Origin of the sequence: Providencia rettgeri (genome assembly GCF_023205015.1) — a bacterium.
GTDB classification, from domain to species: Bacteria; Pseudomonadota; Gammaproteobacteria; order Enterobacterales; family Enterobacteriaceae; genus Providencia; species Providencia rettgeri_E.
Genome location: NZ_CP096258.1, coordinates 1,535,774 through 1,559,018, shown reverse-complemented (window position 1 = coordinate 1,559,018; position 23,245 = coordinate 1,535,774). Strand labels below are relative to the sequence as shown.

The window sequence follows — 23,245 nt, the reverse complement described above, 5'->3', positions numbered from 1 at the left end:
CCGGCCTTCATTTCACTCACAAAACTATTACTGCAATGTTGGGGCTTGTACAGTCGGGGGTTCTTGCCCGAAGCCTTTTAAGCCAACTACATGCACATGTTCATGATTACCAACCACTTTACGAACTAGTTTATAAGTTGTGCCCTTCTCAGGACTAATATTCTCTGGCGCTGCAATAATTAGCTGCATTTCTAACCTGTCACACAGTTCAAATAAGGTTGCAATTGATTTAGCATCTAATCGCGCAGCTTCATCTAAGAATAATAACCGGCAAGGAATAATATCTTTAGCACGCAGACGGCGAGACTCTTCTTCCCAGCTTTGTACTACCATCACTAAGATGGACATACCTGTACCAATAGCCTCACCGGTGGATAACGCACCACTTTCTGCTTTTAACCAGCCATCTGAACCTCTATTAACCTCAACTTCTAATTCTAAGTAGTTGCGGTAATCGAGTAATTCTTCACCGATGGTTTGTGGCAACCGCTGCCCAACATCCACTTGAGGGTTGAGGCGTTGGTATAATTTCGCCATTGCTTCAGAGAATGTTAACCGTTGGCTGGTGAATAAGTCTTGATGCATTTCGCTCTCTTCAGAGAGCACACTCAGTAACAATGCATGACTTTCTCGAATATTCACATTGAGGCGAACCCCTTTAACCTGACCAAACGCCACCGCTTGCAGCCCTTGGTTTAGCATACGAATTCGATTTTGTTCGCGCTGAATGGTTTTGCGAATAATATTCGCCACACTTTTTGAACTGATTGCCAATTTTTGCTCACGCGCGGTTAGTTCTTCTGTTAAGCGCGCCAGTTCAATTTCCATTTGCTCGATTGCATCAATCGGGTCATCGGTACGAATAATATCTTGGCGAATACGTTCACGTAAATGTTGATATACGGCGATAAAGAATTTTATCTTCCGTTCTGGGTGTTTTGGATCTTCGGATAAACGCAATACATCACGTAAATGTTCGTTATCCGCAACCGCTAAACGCAGCGCACCTAAGGCTTTATCCGACATGGAACGTAAGCTATCACCGTCAGTATAAGCCAGTTCACGGCGATGCAAACGACGCTCGACACCATTGTCTTTCACCAAGCGCATTACCGCACACCAACCTGCTTTTGCCGTCACGACCTGCTCACGCAGCATATAGTAGTCTTTTTCTAACTTACGAAGGCGCTTCTGTAAGTTATCCATTTCGGCTTCACATAATGTCAGCTGTTTTTCTAACTGGTTAATACGGCTACGATTTTCCATGACACGCTGGTGCAACTCATCGCGTCGAATACGAGCGCGCTCTTGAGCATCAGGATCGGCTTTTACGCCGATCTCTTGCATCTCGACTTCGAGCTCTTTCAACATCTCTTGTTTGGTATCGAAAGAACTGCGTAACGAGGCAAGAACCTGATGGAACTGCGCACTTTGTGCTTGGTGCTGGCGTAATTGCTCGCGAGCACGTGTACGTTCGGTTTCTGCCTGCTCTAAACGCTGACGTAGTTTTTCATTTAGGTCCGCGTTTTCATTCACCATTCCGGTTGAATCACTGTAACTAAAGTGAGCACGGCGCTGAACAACCTCTACTAATGCAAAAGCTTGCTGTTTCGCATTTTGCTGGCTATGTTTTGCTGACTCATAATCTTTGCGTAATTGCTCGTGTTGTTCAGGATCACTGAGTAACACCGTCACAATCGGCTCTAATTTATCTAACGCATCGCCATGTTTATTCAGGAAATGTGCCGCTTCTTCTGCTTCCGTTAGCTCTTCGTTTATCTCTTCAACTCTGTCCGCCAATGTTTCATCGAGTAATAACCCCATTTGAGGCAATAAACGATTAAGAGCCGCAAGGCTTTCTTTACCTTGGGCAAATTGTTGACGTTGTTGCTGAGTTTGCTCTTCAAATTGAGCTAAAGCACGTTCAATCTCCGAACGTTTTTGGTTGAGTGTACGAATTTCAGCTTCTGGATCATCCTCAAAAGCCACCGAAATGTGTTGGCCTATAAACCGGCTGAATGCTTGGTGTGAACGCTGAATTTTCTGTACGTCAAATGACAGATTCGCATAGCGCTCTGCCAGCTCATCACGTTCAGCCGTTAACGACTCTAAATGGCTTTCACGTGCGGCACGACCAAATAAAGGCAATTCAGGATAACGAGAGTAACGCCATTGACGCTCAGACGAACGGACTAATACCGCATTTTCAAACTCTTGCGCATCAAAAACGCTATCGTCGAAAGAAGATGGATCTCCCTCGATAAAATACACATCATCTGGGCAATCTTGTAACGAATCCAATTGATTACGAACTACATCAAGGTCTTGCACCACAATTCCGTGACGTGCAGGACCATATAGCGCGGAGAAATAAGCCGCGTCTTCGATGGTAATATCATCATAAATTTCAGATAACAACACACCATTAAAACGTTCTGCCAACGCTAACATGCGGCTATCTTCCGCACCACTTGGCTGGCTTAGTCGCTCAATTTGTTTTTCGAGATCTTTCCGTTGCGCAGCTACTTCATCTCGTTCAACCGTTATTTCCCGTTCTTGTTCGAGGAGTTGCTGCATAAACTCAGTCACAGCAGTACTTGACTCAAACGTTTCATGGGATTGCTCATTAAGCTGCGTTAGCGCTTCTTGAGCCATAATCCATGCAGGGGCTTTAGATGAAAGTTGGCTAATACGCTGGCGGATCTGCTCCAATTCTTGGCGCATTTGCATCCGTTTTTCGCCACTCTCATTCACACCAATACTCAGTTCTTCTTGCTGTGCTTCCAGCTCAGCCATTAATGCATCAAGCTCATCGGGCTCATAACTTTGGCCATGACGCTTACAAAACTCTGCCAATAAGCGTTCAGCATTTTGCTGGCTATTCAGACGTTGTTGCAATTCAGATAACTGCATACGCAACGGCTGCACGCGATCTGCTAAATGTTGTTGTGATGACCAATCACGCAGTAATGTACGCGCTTGCTGGTATGCATCACTGCGGCTAACTTCCCCTACCATACTTCTAACTAATTGATAGGCTTGCTCAAATTGGCTATGTGCGGCATCTGCCACACTCATTTTTTGCTCAAGCGCTAATAACGCTTGGGTTGCTTGCTGTTCGCGTGCCTCGAAGGTATCTAACCATTCATCCGCGTTATCAATGGATAATTCAGGAAGCTGGCACAATTCACGAGCACGCGTTAAGGCGTGCAAGGCTTGCTGGTACTGAATAGCGCGTGTTTGTTGTACATCCAGAGCCTGTTGGTAATCGGCGAGTTGATTTTTTAATTCGTCAACTTCAATTTCCGCAGCTTCAGCTCGTGCTTCATATTCTTCTTGAGTTTCAGTTGCTTCAGCAACGACTTCACTTTGTTCTTCAAGACGATAGGTCAGTTCTTCGATATCCGCTTGATAGCGGTCAATTTTCTCTTGCTGACGCAGCGCGGCTTGCACTAAATTTAAATGGTCACTGGCCGCTTGGTAGTCTGCTTCTAATTCTGTAGAAGCCCCATTCTGCTCATTCAACTCACGCGCCATTTCGACGCTTCGAACCTGTTCAACACGCAGTTGTTTACGGCTGGCTAATAGCTCATTGCGTGCAGCCAGTGCTGCATCAAGGTGAATACGTCTTTCATTGGAATGGCGCATATAATCCGCAGAAACGTAATCAGTCGCTTGGCTAATCAAATGCTTGAATAAGTCACGGTCTGATTGCGTTACACGAATGGCTTCTAATGTTAAACGGTTTTCACGCAAAGCCGCTTCCATATCTTGGAATGCTTTACGTACCCCACTGTTTTCAGGTAACAAATAATCACGTAATGAGCGAGTAATGGCACTAGAAATACCACCATATAGTGACGCTTCAATCAGGCGATAATATTTGCTTCGGTCACTCGCGGAACGTAAACGTTTAGGTAAAACCCCTAATTCAAACAGAGTCGAATGGTAGTCAGTTATTGAGTTAAACTGCTTAAACAAAACGCCTTCCTGTTCTTCAAGACGTTCTTTTAACTCGTTGAGTGGAATGACTTTGGCTTGGCGACCATCAATAACCTCCGTCAATATTTCCGTTGGCACCGTCGCCAATGGAATGCCTTGGACCATAAACGGCTTAATATCCACTTTTTTATCGCGCCCGGCGACTTGTTGTAAACGCACACCCACCATGACACGCTGATGCTTCGAATTTAACACATCCAAAATTGCGTAACAGACGCCTGGACGTAACTTACCATGTAAGCCTTTATCACGAGAGCCAGAGGTTGCGCCCGCTTCCGTTGTGTTACGGAAGTGAAGCAAGGTTAAATCTGGGATCATCGCGGTAATAAATGCCGCCATGGTTGTTGATTTACCCGCACCATTACCACCCGATAATGTGGTCACTAATTCATCAAGGTCAAAAGTTCGGGCAAAAAAACCGTTCCAATTCACCAGCGTCAGTGAGCGAAATTTTCCGCGTTCAATCATTATTCTTCATCCTCATCACTTTCTGCCGGTTCTTGATTCTCTTCGCCACCCTCTTCTTCACTGTCTTTCAGCGATAATTCCCCTTCAAGAGAGATAGCTTCACCATCACGGATCATCCGTAACTGGGCATCTTGTGGGTTATCGCCACTGCGCACATCGGCACCAAAACGGAAGACAGATTCGCTAATAATAAATTTACTCGGATCATTTTGCAGAAAGTGCACCATTCCCAAGCGACGTAAACGGTTGAGTGATGTTCTGAGTTTTTCCTGCAGTTTTTGTTTATCTAAATCAGAACCTGTCGAACGTTGATTAACAAATTTAAGTAATTTGCTTTCATCCGCTAATGATAATAACTCTTCAAATAACTCTTGTGAGGTAAAAATACCTTGGTTACTCAAGCGTTCGGGGCTGAGATAGAGATAACAAAGAATTTTCCCAACCATCATATCTAATTCAGATAACACAGAGCGAGGTATTAAGGTTGTTGAGCGCGGACGTAAATAGAAGAACCCCTCAGGGGCACGAATTAATTCTACGTTATATCGTGCATAAAATTGTTCTAATGCTTCCTGAAAATCCATTAAAAATGCATGGTTATCAAGGTCATCAACACTAATATGGCGACCTGAACGCAATTGGCTGTCTAGCTCTGGAAAAATCGGGTTAGCTAATGCTTGAGCCAGCTTAACTGGCATAAATTGTTCAATATTTGTCGATGACATGTGCCTGTACCTTGGCTCCGTGATCATTAATAGCTTGCCATTCTGCCGGTAACCCCGCCAAATCAGCCTCTGCGATACCTAGTTTAACAGCTTGGTCGATAATAATTCGAGCTACATCAAAATGACGTTTTTGTGGATATTGCAGTAAATAGTCATGCAACACACGGCCAACATCGAGCGGCCGTTGCTCTGCTTTATAAATGGCTAACTCAACTTCCATTAGCTCAGCAAGCTTATCATTTAATTCACTAAACTCTTCAAATTCAAGCTCTGGTGGTAATTCACCCATCACTTCTTCATCATGCAACGCGAGCTCTTCATCACGCATATCGAATAACCGATCCGCATTGGCGTAAGTGAGTGCCCAAGGGCTATCAAGGTAGTGCTGAACAGATTGACGTAACCGCTGAGAAAATATTCTATTTTTATCCATATCGATAGCTGTACGGATAAACTTATGAACATGACGATCATAGCCAATCCATAAATCGATAGATTGTTGACCCCAACTAACAATACGGTCTAGTTTATTTTGCAGGTCAAAAACCAGCCTATCTACTATGTCAGAGAACACTGGCGCATTCATATTGGCTTCTTGAATACGTAATAAATTCGCTTGCAGTTTGTCCCCTGCGGCTTCTAATGTGTCTTGCAATTCACGCAATGTACCTGATGTTTCTGACAGTAATTGCTCACAGTTAGCAATAGCCGCCTGCCAATCTTGATTTAATAATGCCGCAATATCTTCTTTTACTGAATTTTGTTGTTCATCCATAATGCGTTGCGATAAATCAATACTGTCAAAAATTTCAGCAACTGAATATTTTAGTGGGGCAAATACATAACGATGCCAATAAAATTCATCGCCCCCTTCCTCTGCGGCTTCAGCGGCACGTTGCAGCTCTCCTGCAACAATAGAAAGCTGCATAGAAAGTCTTAATGTTGAGAACTCTCGCTGACGAATATAATAATCGCTGATACCGATCCCCAGAGGGGTTAAGCGGTAAATGGCATTACCTTCAACAATGTCACTGGCAAAACGGTTAAATATCTTCTGGCGAACCATATCATTGATGGCATTATTGGCTCTTACCGCCAAAGATTCTGTGGTCTGTTCAAACCCTTTGCAAACCTCACGAAAGGCATCAACCAGCTCCACTTCACTCATTTCACCATTGACTCTTTCACTATTTAATACCGCCACCGCAAGCAAAAATGCCAAACGTTCAGCGGGAAGTGAAATCGAAAAATCATTTTTTCGTGCCCAAGACACAAGTTCAGGGACGGTCTGGGAAAAATCACTCATAAATCGTCCTTTTGTATTTGTTTGCGTGCCATGACATGAATATAACGCCCCATACTAATATAGGGTTCTTCACGGCAATACTGCTGCTCTAATGCCAACAATGCTGGAAAATCTTTTTGCTGTAACTGCCGACTTTGTAAATAGTCATGAAATACCCTAACACCACTTTTACCGATAATCTGCATATTACACTCACTCAACCAAGCATCAACTTGATGAGGAAAAAGTGGTTTTTGCGGTGATAACGAGCGTTTGCGACGACGTTGGATATGTGGCGTTGCAAGATGAAAATTTCCCAAAATTGCGTTACGCATCACCAAACCATTTGCATTATAGAACATGACAGAAAATACGCCTTCTGGTCTAATTATATCTACCAGTTGTTCAATTGCATATTTTTGATCGCTAATCCATTCAAGTACCGCATGAAACAGAACAAGGTCAACAGGTTCATCAATGTATTGTGCAACATCTTGCACCGCACAATGTACAAAACGCATGTTATCGCTAATACCTTGTTCCTTGGCAAGTTCCCTGCCTCGTTCCAACATCTCTTCAGATAAATCGCAAAGTATCACCTGATGCCCCATTTCGGCGAGTTTGCGTGAAAAATGCCCTTCACCACCACCTGCATCAAGTATTTTTAGGGTTTTCCCCTCAAATTGGCTGTGCAATAATTGAGTCAAATCTTGCCAGACTACCGCTTCTCGTATTTTTCCTTTTGTCGTTCCGTAGATATTTTTTGCAAATTTATCGACAATATCATCAAAGTTGCGGTCTGCCATGTGCTATCCGGTTACCTATCATCTATTATTTAAAGCGGTTTATGAGCCAATTTGTCGCGAAAAAACGTAAAATGGTTGATTACATCTTGATTATGGAGAAAATCAACGCTAACCAGAAATATTCTCACATTACATTGCACTTATCACATACAATGCGAGGCGACTGTTAAAACAGGAATTATAACAGATAATAGCTATATTTTTGCATAGTACTTTATTGTGCCCAGCAAATTTCATTTTGACGCTATTAAACACCATGTTGTTATTTTTCCTCTAGTTTAGCCGTTTTATTACGTATTTTTTCTGCAGATACCACCGCAATGGTGGCTCGATACCCCCATAAGAATAGGCTTAGTTATGTTATTTATCTTAAAAAAATATATTGGCTCTCTATTGATGCCATTACCATTATTGCTCATTGTCGGGTTTATCGGGCTGCTTTTACTCTGGTTCACACGCTGGCAGCGTTGTGGGAAGACTTTGACTACTCTAAGTTTAGTTTTAATAACTCTGTTGGGGTTACAACCTGTTTCAGATACTTTGCTTGCCCCTGCAGAAAAGCAATTTAATAAACGCTATGAACTGATTACTGAAACACCCCCTCAAGATGTACGTTACATTGTTGTGCTAGGGGGCGGCTTTACATACAACCCAGATTGGAGCCCAAGCTCTAACCTATTGAATAATAGCTTACCTAGAGTGACTGAAGGTGTTCGCCTTTATCTTAAACACCCTGGTAGTAAACTTATTTTCACCGGCGGTAAAGCGAGTAGTACCATCAGCAGTGCCGAAGTTGCCGCACAAGTTGCGCAATCCTTAGGTGTTCCTGCACAAGATATAATTCCCCTCACTGAACCCAAAGATACACAAGAAGAAGCTTATGAAGTTGAAAAAATTATTGGAAAATCACCTTTTTTATTAGTCACTTCAGCTAATCACCTGCCTCGTGCGATGCCCATGTTTACTCAACGAGGAATGAATCCTTTCCCTGCACCCGCAAACCAGTTAGTTATCACGAGTGAAATTAATCCATGGGAGAAATACATTCCTTCCTCATATTATTTTGGTCATAGTGAGCGTGCTTGGTATGAATTTCTTGGTACCATTTGGTGGCATTTAAAACCCAATAATATACAGGCATTAGACGATCAACTTGCTACACCTGAAGCTATTGCTGCTGAATAACAACAAAAAAGGTGTAACCTATTGAGATTACACCTTTATTTAGCTAAATCGCATATTGGCCATTTTGACCATTAAGAAAATACTGACTACTGGATAAATTGCTTTCTAACAAGTTCAAGGTCTTCAGGGGTATCAACACCAGCGCCTGGCGTAGTTTTCGCGACATCCACATGAATTTTTTCTCCGTACCAAAGCACCCTAAGTTGCTCTAGCATTTCGATTTTTTCTAATGGACTTGCTTCCCACTTAATGTAGCGACGAATAAACCCTGCGCGATAAGCGTATATCCCGATATGGCGTAAAAAGGTATCGCCTATTACATCATGGCTTTTGGCAAAGTTGTCCCTATCCCAAGGAATAGTTGCTCGAGAAAAATACAGTGCATAACCTTCGTGGTCAGTAACAACCTTGACTGCATTTGGATTAAACGCTTCATGAGCATCATTAATAGGTACAGCCAGTGTCCCCATCTCAGCTTTGCTCCCCTGAAGGTTATGAGCCACTTGACTAATAATCTCAGGTGGAATTAAAGGTTCATCACCTTGCACATTCACGATGATTTCATTGTCAGAAAAAGCATAAGTATCAATAACCTCAGCTAATCTTTCTGTTCCAGACTGATGATTTGGGTCTGTCATACAGGCTTCACCGCCCGCTTCAATCACCGCTTTAGCAACATCAGAGTGATCTGTCGCAACTATCACCCGGCTAGCCCCCGACTTAATAGCTTGTTCCATCACCCGAACAACCATTGGCTTACCATGTATATCAGCCAAAGGTTTCCCTGGTAAACGTGTTGATGCATAACGAGCAGGAATAATAACCGTAAACATGATGATTACTGGCCTTCATCTAATGAAACAGGGCGCGCTTCATTTTCTAGCAATACAGGGATGCCATCACGAATGGGATAGGCTAAGTGATCAAACTTACAAATAAGTTCGAGGTTTTCTTTGTTATAACTTAATTTGCCGTGGCATACAGGACAGGCAACGATTTCAAGTAAACGGTGATCCATGTTTTCTCCCGAATGGATTTTAACTCACTTGGAGTCAGGATATCACATGCAGATATCACCGTTAACTTTAATCTTCCTGAATAAGATCTCCTGCGAGAGATGAGAGGATAAAGGCAGGAGAAATTGTTCTGTTTATTATCTAATAAGCGATAACGTCAGCTGCCGTTATGCCATCCGAATTACGAGTAACAGAGAACTCAACGCTTTGACCTTCGAATAATGATTTGATTTTTTTATTAGCAATTGACTTTGTTGTCACAAATACATCATCACCACCATTGAATGGGGAAATAAAACCGTAACCTTCTTTTGCGTCAAACCATTTAACTCGACCCATATGTAATTGAAAATTCATATTAAAACTCCTTTTGTTCTGAGAACAATATTTTTTTTATCTTTGTATCATTACTCTTTCTTGCTTCCCATTTATAAACTGCCGATCTATTAATACATCAAAGAGTAATTAAACTTTACCAATTCATGCGCACAAATCATTGTGCATATTTTATAACGCTCATATATGTAAATTTCAGACACCGCAAATCTACTGTGAAGTTAACAGTCTATTTTGACATTATGATGACAAAACACGGTGACAGCGACTTTACAGTATAGATTATGCGAGGATATGAAGACTAACTAAAGAACGGAGCGTGAAATTTAAGCTAGTATAAAATCCAATTATCAATGTATTGCATCTAGATACATAATAAGTGGATCTATATCACATTGGCGATATTATTATCACAGAAGAACGTTATAGACAAGTTTTTTTGTTATTTGTGATAAGTTTTTTTATTCCGCTTAAGATTTTTTCAGCGTCTGGAGCTTGTAAATGTGCTTGGACTGGAAGAAACCACCAATTTGGTTGTGCGAAAGCACGGCATTTTACAGCATCTTTTTCGGTCATTAATAAGTTTTGTTCATTTTTAACTAACCGTGAAAGCTGTTTTAATTCATATGACTGATGATCAGCAAAAGCATGGGTACTAATGACCTCGACCCCTTTATTTTCTAATGAGGCAAAAAAACGAGGAGGATGACCAATACCTGCCATTGCGATAACTGCAGGCAATTGTGTAACCGCTTGTTTTTCACCACTAACAAGGTTACAAGCAACATCGCCTTCAAGAGCCATTAAAGCTTCATTTTCTTGTGGCTCACCACCATTAACAATGACAGCATTAACACGCTTTAAACGCCCAGCCCTTTCACGCATTGGCCCTGCTGGTAGCCACCAACCATTACCAAAACGGCGTTGGCCATCAATAACGACAATTTCGTAGTCACGTTGCAGCGCATAGTGTTGCAACCCATCATCAGTAATAATCACATCTAACGGAAATTTTTCGAGTAAGGCTTTAACGGCATCACTTCGCTTGGGCGCGACTGCTACAGGGGATTTTGTACGATGAAAAATTAATACAGGTTCATCCCCTGCAACTTCGGTTGTGGTCGCTTCATCAAGTATCAGCGGATATTTTTCAGCTTTACCGCCATACCCTCGAGAAACAACCCCCACGCGGTAGCCTTCTTTGGTGAGTGACTCCACTAACCAGATAACAACAGGGGTTTTACCATTTCCCCCCGCTGTCAGGTTTCCCACCACTACCACTGGAATTGGCGCTTTCCATGAACGTTTCAGCCCGATTTTATAAGCCATATCTCTAATTACCGTTACCAATCCATAAAGGAAAGACAACGGCAGTAATAAAAGATACAGCCATGATTTACCAGACCAAATACGTTCTATCATTGTTTAAACTGAATGCTGTGTAACTGTGAATATGCGCCATCTTGAGCTAATAGAGATGCATGGTTGCCACGCTCAATGATCCGTCCATCTTGTACAACTAATATTTCATCCGCATTTTCTATTGTCGATAACCGGTGAGCAATGACTAAGGATGTTCTATTTTTCTGTAACTCATCAAGAGCAGCTTGAATAGCACGTTCTGACTCTGTATCTAGTGCAGATGTTGCCTCATCAAGAATAAGAATTGGCGCGTCGCGTAGAAGTGCGCGAGCAATTGCTATTCTTTGACGTTGTCCGCCAGAAAGCATAACGCCATTTTCGCCAATAACCGTATCCAAGCCTTTTTCAAGTTTAGCAATGAAATCCATTGCATAGGCCATTTCTGCTGCTTTCTCTATTTGTTCGCGGCTATAGCTACCATCTGTTGCATAAGCAATATTATTCGCTATCGTATCGTTAAATAGATAAACATGTTGAGAAACTAACGCGACTTGGCTACGTAATGAGGATAATGTGTATTCACGGATATCATGACCATCAATTTGAATAGAGCCTTCATCAATGTCATAAAAACGTGTAATCAAATTTGCAATAGTAGACTTACCTGAACCTGATCGCCCAACGAGAGCAACTGATTTTCCAGCAGGCAAAGTAAACGAAACATCGTCTAACGCAGGATGTTCTTTGGTTGCATAGGTAAAAGTGACATGTTCAAATTTAATGTCCCCTTTAACCTCTTTTAGTACTTTAGTTCCGTTATCTTTTTCTTGTTCCGAATCTAAGATTGCAAATAACGTTTGGCAAGCCGCCATACCACGTTGGAATTGTGAGTTAACGTTAGTTAATGATTTTAATGGACGCATCAATGCGAACATTGATGAGAAAACAACGGCAATGGTTCCTGATGTTAATTCATCGCGAATTTCGGGAAAACTCGCAGCATAAAGAACAAATGCTAATGCAAATGATGCAATTAACTGAACAATAGGGTCAGAGATTGCTGAAGCGGTTACCATTTTCATATTTTGGCGGCGCATGTTGTTACTGACTTTATTAAAACGTTCAGTTTCAACTTTCTGCCCACCAAAAATTAATACTTCTTTATGACCCTTTAACATCTGTTCGGCACTTGCCGTCACATGCCCCATACCCGTTTGCATATTTTTACTAATCTTACGGAAACGCTTAGAGACGATGCGAATAGTGATTGATACAATAGGGGCTATCACGATTAGAATAAGAGAAAGTTGCCAGCTATAATAAAACATCATCGCAAATAACCCGATGATATAAGCACTTTCACGAATAATTGTAATTAATGCCCCAGAAGAAGAAGATGCAACTTGTTCTGAGTCGTAGGTAATTCTAGATAATAGTGTTCCTGTTGATTGCTGATCAAAAAAACTAACGGGCATTCCCATCATATGACCAAACAGCTTACGTCGCATGTTCATCACGACTTTACCTGCTACCCACGAAACACAATAGGTTGAAACAAAGGTAGACCCACCACGAACAACCATTAACCCTAACACCGCAAGCGGAAGCCATTTTAAAACGTCATTATCTGCTTTATCAAAGCCTTCATCCAATAAAGGTTTTAATAAAGAAATCATAAATGCATCACCTGCTGCGTTTATGATAAGTGCTATTGCTGCAACGATTAAACCCGCTTTAAAAGGCGCAATTATCGGCCACAAGCGACGAAAAGTTTGTTTTGTCGAAAGGTCTTTATCATTCATACTTTTAATTACCAGACTTAATGTAAGCGCACTATTCTACTCGGGAAATAGCGGTAAGCCAAACCACAGATGATACCAGCGAGGCTGAATTTCATAGCGATAACGTGAGATTTTAATTTTTTCCTTTTTAAACCATAAAGTTAACTGACCATCTTCTGCTGTATTTAACCATTTAATATTACTATTTTTATATCTAAAATAGACTTTTTGCGACGGAATTTTCCATGCACTATACCTTGCAGATGAGACTACCACCATGGAAGGTTGAACATTTCTTAACAATAAATCAGTTGATGAAGTGCTACTTCCATGATGAGGGGCGAAAAGAAGACTCGAACGTAACCGGTTCTTGTACATTGCGACAAGTGATTTTTCCCCTTGTTTTTCGATATCTCCTGTTAATAAAATTTTATGAAACCCATCTGTCAATTGAATGACACAAGAATCATCATTATGCGATATTGGTGCTAACTTCTCAGGCCATAATACTTCAAAAGTTAATATTCCCCACTGCCATTTTTGGCCTTTAAAACAGGGAAGATGTTTCATTTTTTTTATATTATTATTTTTTTTCTTGTATACCAAAGTGTTCTGGGGTCCAAAACTACTTCTTACACTTAACCATGGGTATTGTTGAATTAAATAATTCACTCCCCCGGTATGATCTAAATGATCATGGCTTAAAATTACCCCGATGGGGGTTATATCATGGTATTTAAGAAAAGGAACAATTTGACGCTGTGCATTACTCCCCCCTTTCCACGCATTTCCAGTATCATAGAGTAATGCCAAGTTATTTTGCTCTATCACAACGGCTAAACCATGCCCGATATCCAATACCGTCATTTTCCAGCCTTCTTTGTGCTGTTTACTACTTCCTCTTTCAAGGAAAATTGAGATAATCACACAGCCAATCAGCCCAAAATAACGTTTGTACCATTTAAATAAAATGACAATGACACTTAGCCAACATATTAAAAATAAATAATAAGGTACATTAATAAACTCTGACCAAAAAGCACTGAAGTAAGGTAATGGCTTTAGCCCTATATCTATCACCCTGTCTACTACATATAAAAGAGACTGCTGAACCACCTCTATTGGCACTAAAAACACGACCAAAATAACAGGAACAACACACCAAGAAATTAACGGAACAAACCAAACGTTAGCCACTAACCCCATTATGTTAATACCATTAAATATAATAAGTTGCATTGGAATTAGTAAGATGAGTAAGCCTATTTGTAAATGTACTAACCCTATAATTTTACCTTTCCCCCCTTTAGCTAAATGGTAGGTTAATGGAAATATCGATAACCAATACAGAATAGCGAGTACAGCGAAGCTAGATAGCCAAAAACTATCCGACAAAATAGCTAATGGATCTAACAGTAATATTCCCGCTATGCTCCAAAGTGCCCATTGCCAAGCAAAGTACCTTGCAGGCTTATTTCTAATATATACCCATAATAGTAAGGCAAACAGTGCCCGTGTTGCAGGGATAGCAAACCCCGAGATCCACGCATAAAAAATAGCTAGCCCTATACCTATTACTACTGGGAGTATTTCATTAATATATTTTATTGGTAAAAAATATTGAACTCCTCGAGTAATAAGAAAGCCAAACAAGTAAGCTAAGCCAATATGTAAGCCCGAGATAGCCATTAAATGTGTCAAATTTGTTTTCTGCAGTAAATAGGTTTGATCTGCGGGCAATAAACTTCTATCGCCAAACATTAACCCATAAATAATTCCTTTATTAGATAATGAATCAATTAGTTCCATATAGTTATAAATGATTTTTTGCCTTACAGAACACGCCTTTTCTAATGGCTTTTCTTTTTGGCTTTTCAAAACTCCTATGATCCTATTAGCTAAATAATAACGTTGTAGGTTAAATCCGCCTTCATTTAGTGAACTGTGAAGTGGCTTTATTTTGCCATTGACCCGCCAAGACTGCCCAGCACAAACCGTTTCCTTCGTTTTCCATGTAGCATATAGCGGAGGAAAAACAATGCGATTGTTAATTTTATCAATACGTACTTTGATTTTTTGCTCTTTGTTATTCAAAGGAATACCAACAATAACCACATCAATATCGTTATTTTTTTCAGATAGATAATTAATATGATTAATTATATTAACTCCATGCCAATTAGCCCATAGAAAAAACATAATAATTAGTGCTAAAAATTTTCCTGATTTACCAAATATAAAGAATATTATTAATACCGATACAAACAAAAAAACAAATAATAATTCACTCAGTATTAAAATTTTAGGTATAAATAAAAGTGGTAATATACCTAAAATCAAAGCAATAGAAACCATTGTCATCGAAACAGGTAATTCCCTATTAAAGATTAAATTATATTTTTTGAGTGAGTTATTTAGCCATCTTATTATGTAGATGATGTTTTTTATCAACTTTTGTATCCCTACATAGCGTTTATTTACTTTAGTTTATTTATTCCTATGCATTTTTTAAGTCTCATTTTTTTATTTTACGTAACGCTTCCCAATCTGTTTTTTGCTAACAAGAAGATACATATTAGTTTGCGAAGCGCTTCGCAAAACATGTCTATATCTCTAAAGCTGATTTTGGATTTATTTTATTGTTTTATAGGCATTAAAAGTGTTGGTGTTGGTGTTGGTGTTGGTGTTGGTGTTGGTGTTGGTGTTGGCTAGATATAAAAAACAGTGCCGTATAAAATACAAGCACTGTTTTGATGTAATAATTAAGATTTACAGCCTGATTATTGGCCGTAAATATTTACACGATCACGTAATTCTTTACCTGGTTTAAAATGAGGAACATATTTACCTTCTAGTTCCACTTTATCACCAGTTTTTGGGTTACGGCCAACGCGTGGAGCACGGTAGTGAAGAGAAAAACTGCCGAAACCACGGACTTCAATACGCTCACCGTTAGCTAACGTATCCGCCATATGCTCAAGAATTTCCTTTACAGCTTCCTCAACGGTTTTTGCTGAAAGATGAGACTGCTGGCTAGCCAGTCTTTCAATTAATTCAGACTTGGTCATAGTACCTCCCTAAACTACCGTTACAAAGGGGCAACGCTACTGTTGCCCCCACTTAATTATTCGCCTTTAGCTGCTTTGAAAGCTTCAGCCATAGCATTGTTGCCGAATGCTGTATCTTCTTGTTTGTTCACAGCTGCAACAGCGTCTTTCTCATCAGCTTCGTCTTTAGCGCGAACAGACAGGTTAATTACACGGTTCTTACGATCAACACCAGTGTATTTAGCTTCAACATCATCACCAACGTTCAGAACCAGTGTTGCATCTTCAACACGGTCACGTGAAGCTTCTGATGCACGCAGGTAACCTTCAACGCCCAGTGTCAGCTCAACAGTTGCACCTTTAGCATCAACTGCGATTACTTTACCAGTTACGATTGCGCCTTTCTTAGTTGCTGCTAAGTAGTTATTGAATGGATCTTCAGCTAACTGTTTAACACCTAAAGAAATACGCTCACGCTCTGCGTCGACTTGCAGAACAACAGCTGCGATTTCATCACCTTTTTTGTATTCACGAACTGCTTCTTCGCCTGCAACGTTCCAGGAGATGTCAGACAGGTGAACCAGGCCATCGATGCCGCCGTCCAGACCGATGAAGATACCGAAGTCAGTGATAGACTTGATTTTACCTTCAACGCGGTCGCCTTTGTTGTGAGTTTCTGCAAATTGCTGCCATGGGTTAGATTTGCACTGTTTCAGGCCCAGTGAGATACGACGACGTTCTTCATCGATATCCAGAACCATAACTTCAACAACATCACCAACGTTAACAACTTTAGATGGGTGGATGTTTTTGTTAGTCCAATCCATTTCTGAAACGTGAACCAGACCTTCAACGCCTTCTTCGATTTCTACGAAGCAGCCGTAGTCAGTCAGGTTAGTAACGCGACCAGTCAGTTTAGTACCTTCTGGGTAACGTTTAGCGATTGCGACCCAAGGATCTTCGCCCAGTTGTTTCAGACCCAGAGAAACACGAGTGCGCTCACGGTCGAATTTCAGAACTTTAACATTGATTTCATCACCAACGTTGACGATTTCGCTTGGGTGTTTAACACGTTTCCAAGCCATGTCAGTGATATGCAGCAGGCCGTCAACACCGCCCAGATCAACGAATGCACCGTAGTCAGTAAGGTTCTTAACGATACCTTTAACTTCCATGCCTTCTTGCAGATTTTCCAGCAGTTGATCGCGCTCAGCGCTGCTTTCAGATTCAATTACAGCACGACGAGAAACAACAACGTTGTTGCGTTTCTGATCCAGCTTGATTACTTTGAACTCAAGCTCTTTGCCTTCCAAGTGAGTAGTATCACGAACTGGACGTACATCAACCAGTGAACCTGGTAAGAACGCACGAATACCGTTCAGTTCAACAGTGAAACCACCTTTAACTTTACCGTTGATAACACCAGTTACAGTTTCAGCTTCTTCGTAAGCTTTTTCCAGCATCAGCCATGCTTCATGACGTTTAGCTTTCTCACGAGACAGGATAGTTTCACCGAAACCATCTTCTACTGCATCCAGAGCTACATCGATTTCGTCGCCAACTTGGATTTCTAGCTCACCCTGAGCATTTTTGAACTGTTCTACTGGGATAGCAGATTCTGATTTAAGACCTGCGTCAACAAGGACTACGTCTTTATCGATGGCAACAACAGTACCACGGACGATAGAACCAGGACGAGTTTCAATATTCTGCAGGGATTCTTCAAAGAGTTGAGCAAAAGATTCAGTCATATTAATGATCTTCAAGAGTTTTTATTTAACGTCCACTTAGCTTCCCGCCAAATGGGGTTGTTTCACATACCCCACAACATTCCATGTCGCAAGGTTGATGCTATGCTAATAATATAATCACATAGCGGTAATTGCGTATCTTATCTAATTATAAGCTAAAATAAAGCCTATTATCACGATAATTGTAGAATTTTTTTTGCATAGGTGTGTGCTTTTTCAATAACTTCCTCAATAGACATACTTGTGGAATCCAGCACTAATGCGTCTTTCGCGGCAATGAGAGGCGCTACAGAGCGATTACGATCACGAAAATCACGCTCTTCAATTTCGCTTAAAAGACGTTCAAAATTAACATCAAAACCTTTTTCTTGCAACTGCTTCATCCGCCGATGAGCACGTTCCTCTGCGGAGGCATCAAGAAAAATTTTGACTGGGGCATCTGGGAAAACTACCGTTCCCATATCACGGCCATCAGCAATAAGCCCGGGTAAGGTTCTAAATGCACGTTGGCGTCGAAGTAACGCTTCACGTACGCGAGGAAAAGTTGCTGTTTGGGATGCTGTATTCCCTACTGTTTCGGTTCTAATTTGATTCGAAACATCTTCCCCTTCCAGAATCACTTTCAGGACATTATTTTCAGGAACAAATTTCACATCTAAATTTGCAGCCAAAGGAACTAACGCATCTTCGGATTGGATATCAACATGGTGATGCAACGCCGCTAACGCTAATACACGATAAATTGCACCAGAGTCTAAAAGCTGCCATCCAAATTCGTTTGCTAATGCTTGGCAAAGTGTACCTTTACCTGCTCCGCTTGGTCCATCAACGGTGATTACAGGGGCTATCGCCACCATATAAAAATCTCCTTTTCTGCAAATAGCCTAGCTACCCGCAATTAAAATCTGTGAAAGTATTATACCAATTCAGTAGATTTGTGAAATAAGCAGGTTCTGATGATTACTAAAAAATAAGAAAAGTTGATGTTTGAACAATAAAAATCAGGTTGATATCAAAAAAACAATACCAACCTAACCAGTAGATTAGTGACTCAATCGCGCCAATTGTTCAAAGTAATCTGGGAAAGTCTTTGCAGTACAGCCGGGATCCAAAATTGTTACTGGTGTATCCGATAATGCAACTAACGAAAAGCACATCGCGATACGATGGTCATTATACGTTTCAATTTCAGCATGTTGTAATTTTTCCGGTGGAACGACACGAATATAATCATATCCTTCTTCCACTTCAGCGCCAACTTTTCGTAGCTCTGTCGCCATCGCATATAACCGGTCGGTTTCTTTGACTCGCCAGTTATAAATATTACGAATAACCGTTTCGCCTTCAGCAAACAGAGCAACCGTTCCAATGGTCATTGCCGCATCAGGGATCGCATTCATATCCATGTCAATGCCCGTCAATGTGCCGCGTTCACATTCAACGAAGTCGTCACCCCAACGAATAGTTGCTCCCATTTTTTCTAAAACGTTGGCAAATTTCGTATCACCTTGCAAACTATTACGCCCAATTCCTGTTACACGCACTACGCCTCCCTTAATGGCAGCCGCTGCGAGGAAATAAGATGCGGATGAGGCATCACCCTCAACTAAATATTCACCTGGTGACTGATATTGCTGCTGACCTTTGATAACGAAATGTTCATATTGATGATTTTCGACATTAACACCAAATGTTTTCATTAATGCTAACGTGATATCAATATAAGGTTTGGAAACTAACTCGCCAATAATTGTAATTGTTGTGTCTTGTTCTGCACGGGGCGCTGCCATTAATAACGCAGTTAAAAATTGGCTGGAAACAGACCCATCAACTGAAATTTGACCACCGATGAAACCACCTTTTAAGCGTAGTGGCGGGTAGTTTTCCTGCTCTAAATATTCAATTTCTGCGCCACCTTCCCTTAATGCATCGACCAAATGCCCAATTGGGCGCTCTTTCATGCGAGGCTCACCCGTCAAAATAATATTATTGTGACTTAGTGATAATGCAGCAGCCAGTGGGCGCATTGCCGTTCCGGCATTGCCTAAAAATATCTCTAGATCATTTGGATGAGATAAGTTTCCGCCTATCCCTTCCACACGACAACGTGTTTTGTCCTCAGATAGTTGATATTTCACACCTAACTGGCTTAATGCATTCAGCATATGGCGAATATCATCACTGTCTAATAAGTTAGTGAGTGTGGTCGTTCCTTTAGCCATCGCGGCTAATAACAGTGCGCGGTTTGAAACACTTTTAGACCCTGGCAAATTAATCGTGCCGTTAATTGAAGAGATAGGTTGTAATGTCAGGGATTGCATAGAAAGCAGGTTCTCCAGTGAAGTTTGCAAATAAAAATAACCGAGCTCTTTTTTCTTTTTAATTAACTATAAAAGAGCCCGAAAACTGGCAAAACGTCCTATTTTACCAGCTTACTCAATATGTTAAGCATTATGGCGTTCAAAGTTTGCCATAAAGTCAACCAAAGCCTGTACACCTGCTAATGGCATCGCATTGTAGATTGATGCACGCATACCACCAGCCACTTTATGGCCTTTTAGCGAAAGTAAGCCTTGCTCTTTGGCTTCTTCGATAAATTTTGCATCAAGAGCCGGATTTTGCATTTGAAACGGTATATTCATCCAAGACCGATTTTCAACTGCAACACGGTTAATATAGAACTGGCTATCATCAATTGCATTGTAAAGTAATTGTGATTTCTCATAATTACGCTTAGCCATTTCTTGCAAACCGCCTTGCTCTTTTAACCATTTGAAGACCATCCCTGCAAGATACCAAGCGAAAGTCGGTGGAGTATTAAACATTGAATCGTGTTTTGCTAATACCGTGTAATCAAATACCGATGGGGTCTGAGGTGAAGCTTTACCGAGTAGGTCTTCTCGGATAATAACGATGGTAAGCCCAGCTGGCCCAATATTTTTTTGGGCCCCTGCATAAATCACACCATAGCGACTGACATCAATCGGTTTAGATAAGATAGAAGAGGAGTAGTCAGCAACAATAATTTTATCTTCAGGGAAGTCAGGTTCCTCATGAATGGCTAAGCCGCCAATGGTTTCATTTGGACAATAATGGACATAAGCGGCATCATCACTTAATGGCCAATCTTTCATAGGTTTTAAACTTACAACACCGTCTTTTTCTTCGGTAATTTGAATCACATTAGGTGTGCAGTATTTTTCAGCTTCTTTTGCTGCAGACTCTGACCAATAGCCGCTTACGATATAGTCTGCGGTCGTTTTATCACCTAATAAATTCATGGGTAACGTTGCAAAATGGGCTCGAGCCCCACCGTGACAAAATAAAACTTTATAGTTATCAGGGATATTTAATAAATCACGTAGATTTTGCTCTGCTTCCGTTGCCACTTCGATAAAGTCTTTTCCGCGATGGCTAACTTCCATCACAGAAACACCTAAACCTTTCCAGTTACAAAATTCTTGTTCAGCACGACGCATGACTTCAACAGGTAGCATAGCTGGGCCTGCACTGAAATTATAAACCTGACTCATTGACCTCACCCTATCCATCTTCAATTATGGTTAATAAAATTCACTCAGATACATAAAGTTGTACCACTCCAAGCCTTTAGCTGCAACGGTTATTGTCAGCAAGCAAAAAAAAGAAAAGGGCGTTATTTTTTGATAATGAGGAAAAGAATTTTGTTAATCTCGTCACACTCTCGACAAGCATCATTTTATGGAGAAATTAACAATAAATAAGCGATAATATCCCGAATTACATCATAGCGTTGCATTCGGGATATTTATTGAAATGTCTTTTATGAAGGGTTAAAAAATTAGCGAATAACTTTACTAACGATCTCAATCGCTTCTTTTTCTATTTGGCGTAAATGCGCTTCTCCACGGAAGCTTTCACAATAAATTTTATACGCTTCTTCCGTGCCTGATGGTCTTGCTGCGAACCAGCCATAATCAGTCATGATTTTTAAACCACCAATTGGCGCATTATTACCGGGGGCAGCGGTTAAACGCTGTGTAATTTTATCTCCCGCCAATGTGTCTGCTGCAACCATTTCCGGCGATAATTTACTTAATTTCGCTTTTTCTTCATGGCTGGCTTTCGCTTGAATACGATTATAAATCGGAGCCCCAAATTTTTTCGCTAAATTATTGTAACGTTGTTGTGGATTCTCACCGGTAACAGCTGTAATTTCCGCTGCAAGTAAGCAAAGGATGATACCGTCTTTGTCTGTTGACCAAGGGGTGCCATCGAACTTTAAGAACGATGCCCCAGCACTTTCCTCACCGCCAAAACCTAGCTGGCCGCTGAATAACCCATCAACAAACCATTTAAACCCAACAGGCACTTCAACGAGTTCACGCCCTATATCGTTTACAACACGGTCAATCATTGCACTTGAGACTAGTGTTTTCCCTACAGCAACGTCTTTCCCCCACTGAGGACGATGTTGGAATAGGTAGTCGATTGCCACTGCGAGATAGTGGTTGGGATTCATTAAACCAGCTGGTGTAACAATACCATGACGGTCATAGTCAGGGTCATTAGCGAAAGCTAAATCAAATTTTTCTTTCATCCCAAGCAAACCTGCCATTGCCCAACTTGATGAGCAGTCCATACGGATGACACCATCATGGTCTAAAGGCATAAAACGGAATGTTTGGTCTAGTTGGTCGTTTACGATTTCAATATCTAATTGATAATATTCAGCAATTTTTTTCCAATATTCAATACCAGAGCCGCCCAATGGGTCTACGCCAATTTTTAAACCAGATTTAGCAATTGCTTGCATATCAACAACTTCGCCTAATGCAGAGACATAAGGCATAACCAAATCTTGCTGAATGACGTATTCACTCGCCATCGCGCTATCAAAGTTGGTTCTATTAACCCCTTCAAGGTGATTGGCTAGTAATTGGTTAGCATTTTTCTCAATGACAGACGTTAAATCGGTATCTGCTGGCCCACCATTCGCAGGATTATATTTAATACCGCCATCTTCAGGTGGGTTATGTGATGGGGTAATAACAATACCATCCGCAACATCCTGATGTGATTGGTTATAACTCAAAATAGCATGAGAAACGGCAGGCGTTGGGGTAAATCCATTATTTTCCTGAACAATAACATGAACTTGATTTGCCGCTAAGACTTCAACCACCGTGATAAATGCCGCTTCTGATAACGCATGGGTGTCTTTCCCCACAAAACAAGGGCCTGTTACGCCTTGCTTTTTACGTAAATCAGCAATCGCTTGTGCAATAGCTAATATATGGTTTTCATTAAAGTTTTTACGCAATGAACTACCACGATGCCCTGATGTGCCAAACTTAACAGCTTGAGATGCATTTCCAGGTTGCGGTTGCTGTGTATAATATTGAGCGGTTAATTGAGCGACATTGATCAAGTCACTTTGAAACGGAAGCTGCCCTGCACGTTCATGTATTGTCACTTGTTTTCTCCCAAAGCACTGATGCT

17 protein-coding genes are annotated in these 23,245 nt (G+C 41.0%); 1 reads left to right on the top strand and 16 read right to left on the bottom strand.

The features are described 5' to 3' along the window. Positions 1-27: 27 nt before the first annotated feature. From mukB to cmoM, 4 genes are read right to left on the bottom strand one after another with little or no spacing between them, the layout of a single operon-like run. Entirely contained in the window at positions 28-4,470 is a 4,443-nt protein-coding gene (gene mukB, locus M0M83_RS07005; RefSeq protein WP_248468018.1) for a chromosome partition protein MukB, read from the bottom strand. Next, positions 4,470-5,195: a chromosome partition protein MukE gene (gene mukE / locus M0M83_RS07000; protein WP_102138489.1), complete on the bottom strand. Its 726-nt coding sequence runs from the start codon at positions 5,193-5,195 to the stop codon at positions 4,470-4,472. Before mukE ends, mukB begins: the two co-directional genes overlap by 1 nt. Continuing rightward, positions 5,176-6,501, bottom strand: a complete 1,326-nt coding sequence (mukF, locus tag M0M83_RS06995) for a chromosome partition protein MukF (protein WP_125892643.1) — start codon at positions 6,499-6,501, stop codon at positions 5,176-5,178. The genes mukE and mukF overlap by 20 nt, the downstream gene beginning before the upstream one ends. Beyond that, positions 6,498-7,286: a tRNA uridine 5-oxyacetic acid(34) methyltransferase CmoM gene (gene cmoM, locus M0M83_RS06990; protein ID WP_213914615.1), complete on the bottom strand. Its 789-nt coding sequence runs from the start codon at positions 7,284-7,286 to the stop codon at positions 6,498-6,500. The genes mukF and cmoM overlap by 4 nt, the downstream gene beginning before the upstream one ends. 357 nt (positions 7,287-7,643) lie before the next feature. Here cmoM and elyC point away from each other — a divergent pair, with 357 nt between their 5' ends. Continuing rightward, positions 7,644-8,471, top strand: coding sequence for an envelope biogenesis factor ElyC (gene elyC / locus M0M83_RS06985; protein ID WP_248468017.1), 828 nt, complete (start codon positions 7,644-7,646; stop codon positions 8,469-8,471). An 86-nt stretch (positions 8,472-8,557) separates the two neighbouring features. Here the strand turns inward: elyC and kdsB are convergent, their stop codons facing one another. From kdsB to pgm, 12 genes are all read right to left on the bottom strand, one after another. Next, positions 8,558-9,304, bottom strand: coding sequence for a 3-deoxy-manno-octulosonate cytidylyltransferase (gene kdsB, locus M0M83_RS06980; RefSeq protein WP_213914613.1), 747 nt, complete (start codon positions 9,302-9,304; stop codon positions 8,558-8,560). Positions 9,305-9,309: 5 nt separating this feature from the next. Further along, the gene (locus M0M83_RS06975) at positions 9,310-9,489 is read right to left on the bottom strand and encodes a Trm112 family protein (RefSeq protein ID WP_004256203.1); all 180 of its coding nucleotides are present in this window, start codon (positions 9,487-9,489) and stop codon (positions 9,310-9,312) included. Positions 9,490-9,628: 139 nt separating this feature from the next. Further along, positions 9,629-9,844 carry a cold-shock protein gene (locus M0M83_RS06970; RefSeq protein ID WP_125892635.1) on the bottom strand — a complete coding sequence of 72 codons (216 nt, stop codon included), beginning with the start codon at positions 9,842-9,844 and terminating at the stop codon, positions 9,629-9,631. 402 nt (positions 9,845-10,246) lie between these two features. After that, positions 10,247-11,245, bottom strand: coding sequence for a tetraacyldisaccharide 4'-kinase (gene lpxK, locus M0M83_RS06965; protein WP_125892633.1), 999 nt, complete (start codon positions 11,243-11,245; stop codon positions 10,247-10,249). Beyond that, the gene (gene msbA / locus M0M83_RS06960) at positions 11,242-12,987 is read right to left on the bottom strand and encodes a lipid A ABC transporter ATP-binding protein/permease MsbA (RefSeq protein WP_248468015.1); all 1,746 of its coding nucleotides are present in this window, start codon (positions 12,985-12,987) and stop codon (positions 11,242-11,244) included. The genes lpxK and msbA overlap by 4 nt, the downstream gene beginning before the upstream one ends. Positions 12,988-13,023: 36 nt before the next feature. Then, entirely contained in the window at positions 13,024-15,327 is a 2,304-nt protein-coding gene (locus M0M83_RS06955; protein ID WP_248468013.1) for a DNA internalization-related competence protein ComEC/Rec2, read from the bottom strand. A 419-nt stretch (positions 15,328-15,746) separates the two neighbouring features. After that, on the bottom strand, positions 15,747-16,034 hold the full coding sequence (gene ihfB, locus M0M83_RS06950; protein ID WP_004256221.1) for an integration host factor subunit beta: 288 nt from the start codon (positions 16,032-16,034) through the stop codon (positions 15,747-15,749). 56 nt (positions 16,035-16,090) lie between these two features. Then, a complete protein-coding gene (gene rpsA, locus M0M83_RS06945) occupies positions 16,091-17,764 on the bottom strand; it encodes a 30S ribosomal protein S1 (protein ID WP_004909559.1) in 1,674 nt (557 codons plus the stop codon). Between the two features lie 173 nt (positions 17,765-17,937). Continuing rightward, positions 17,938-18,621 (bottom strand): (d)CMP kinase, encoded by a 684-nt coding sequence (gene cmk, locus M0M83_RS06940; RefSeq protein WP_125892627.1) that lies wholly within the window; start codon positions 18,619-18,621, stop codon positions 17,938-17,940. 186 nt (positions 18,622-18,807) lie between these two features. Further along, positions 18,808-20,085 carry a 3-phosphoshikimate 1-carboxyvinyltransferase gene (gene aroA / locus M0M83_RS06935; RefSeq protein ID WP_248468011.1) on the bottom strand — a complete coding sequence of 426 codons (1,278 nt, stop codon included), beginning with the start codon at positions 20,083-20,085 and terminating at the stop codon, positions 18,808-18,810. A 123-nt stretch (positions 20,086-20,208) separates the two neighbouring features. After that, positions 20,209-21,297, bottom strand: a complete 1,089-nt coding sequence (gene serC / locus M0M83_RS06930) for a 3-phosphoserine/phosphohydroxythreonine transaminase (RefSeq protein ID WP_125892623.1) — start codon at positions 21,295-21,297, stop codon at positions 20,209-20,211. 287 nt (positions 21,298-21,584) lie between these two features. Beyond that, positions 21,585-23,219, bottom strand: coding sequence for a phosphoglucomutase (alpha-D-glucose-1,6-bisphosphate-dependent) (gene pgm, locus M0M83_RS06925; RefSeq protein WP_125892621.1), 1,635 nt, complete (start codon positions 23,217-23,219; stop codon positions 21,585-21,587). Between the last annotated feature and the right edge of the window lie 26 nt (positions 23,220-23,245).

Coding starts and splice junctions, on each gene's coding strand:
- mukB (WP_248468018.1), bottom strand. CDS start 4,470: ATGATTGAACGCGGAAAATTTCGCTCACTGACGCTGGTGAATTGGAAC.
- mukE (WP_102138489.1), bottom strand. CDS start 5,195: ATGTCATCGACAAATATTGAACAATTTATGCCAGTTAAGCTGGCTCAA.
- mukF (WP_125892643.1), bottom strand. CDS start 6,501: ATGAGTGATTTTTCCCAGACCGTCCCTGAACTTGTGTCTTGGGCACGA.
- cmoM (WP_213914615.1), bottom strand. CDS start 7,286: ATGGCAGACCGCAACTTTGATGATATTGTCGATAAATTTGCAAAAAAT.
- elyC (WP_248468017.1), top strand. CDS start 7,644: ATGTTATTTATCTTAAAAAAATATATTGGCTCTCTATTGATGCCATTA.
- kdsB (WP_213914613.1), bottom strand. CDS start 9,304: ATGTTTACGGTTATTATTCCTGCTCGTTATGCATCAACACGTTTACCA.
- M0M83_RS06975 (WP_004256203.1), bottom strand. CDS start 9,489: ATGGATCACCGTTTACTTGAAATCGTTGCCTGTCCTGTATGCCACGGC.
- M0M83_RS06970 (WP_125892635.1), bottom strand. CDS start 9,844: ATGAATTTTCAATTACATATGGGTCGAGTTAAATGGTTTGACGCAAAA.
- lpxK (WP_125892633.1), bottom strand. CDS start 11,245: ATGATAGAACGTATTTGGTCTGGTAAATCATGGCTGTATCTTTTATTA.
- msbA (WP_248468015.1), bottom strand. CDS start 12,987: ATGAATGATAAAGACCTTTCGACAAAACAAACTTTTCGTCGCTTGTGG.
- M0M83_RS06955 (WP_248468013.1), bottom strand. CDS start 15,327: ATGACAATGGTTTCTATTGCTTTGATTTTAGGTATATTACCACTTTTA.
- ihfB (WP_004256221.1), bottom strand. CDS start 16,034: ATGACCAAGTCTGAATTAATTGAAAGACTGGCTAGCCAGCAGTCTCAT.
- rpsA (WP_004909559.1), bottom strand. CDS start 17,764: ATGACTGAATCTTTTGCTCAACTCTTTGAAGAATCCCTGCAGAATATT.
- cmk (WP_125892627.1), bottom strand. CDS start 18,621: ATGGTGGCGATAGCCCCTGTAATCACCGTTGATGGACCAAGCGGAGCA.
- aroA (WP_248468011.1), bottom strand. CDS start 20,085: ATGCAATCCCTGACATTACAACCTATCTCTTCAATTAACGGCACGATT.
- serC (WP_125892623.1), bottom strand. CDS start 21,297: ATGAGTCAGGTTTATAATTTCAGTGCAGGCCCAGCTATGCTACCTGTT.